This is a genomic window from Oleiphilus sp. HI0066, assembly GCF_001635725.1.
On sequence record NZ_LWFH01001564.1, the window covers coordinates 1 to 674 of the forward strand.

1 protein-coding gene is annotated in these 674 nt (G+C 44.4%); it reads left to right on the plus strand.

Going from position 1 to position 674, the window contains the following annotated elements:
* Positions 1-24 precede the first annotated feature (24 nt).
* Positions 25-674, plus strand: a 650-nt coding sequence (locus A3738_RS24645) for a GTP-binding protein (protein WP_197474010.1), incomplete at its 3' end; no start/stop codon positions are given.

Here is a 674-nt window from a genome sequence, read left to right on the forward strand (position 1 = left end):
CGTTAATTAAGCAATGAGATACTGATGAATCGATTACCCGTAACCGTCCTGTCTGGTTTTCTAGGTGCAGGAAAAACCACTGTTTTAAGTCATATACTGAACAATCGCGAGGGCAAGCGTGTCGCGGTGATCGTGAATGATATGAGTGAAATCAACATCGATGCATCGATGGTGCAAAATGAGGTGAGTCTAAGTCATCAAGAAGAAAAACTGGTCGAAATGAGCAATGGCTGTATCTGTTGTACCTTGCGCGAAGACCTTCTTGTTGAAGTGAATAACCTAGCGAAAGAAGGGCGCTTTGATTATCTGGTGATCGAATCAACGGGTATTTCAGAACCGCTACCCGTTGCAGAGACCTTCACTTTTGCCGATGAAGATGGCGTTTCACTGTCTGATGTTGCAAAGCTGGATACCATGGTAACGGTTGTGGATGCGCTGAACTTCTTAAATGATTATGACGAAGCAAGATCCTTACAAGAAACGGGCGAACATCTTGGCGAAGAAGATGAGCGCAGCGTAACCGATTTGTTGATTGATCAAATCGAATTTGCCGACGTGCTATTGATTAGCAAAACGGATTTGGTAGAAGAAACGGATATGGAGCGTTTAAGGGCGATTCTTAAGTCCCTGAATACCGAGGCGAAAATTATTCCGATCGCACATGGCAACGTCGA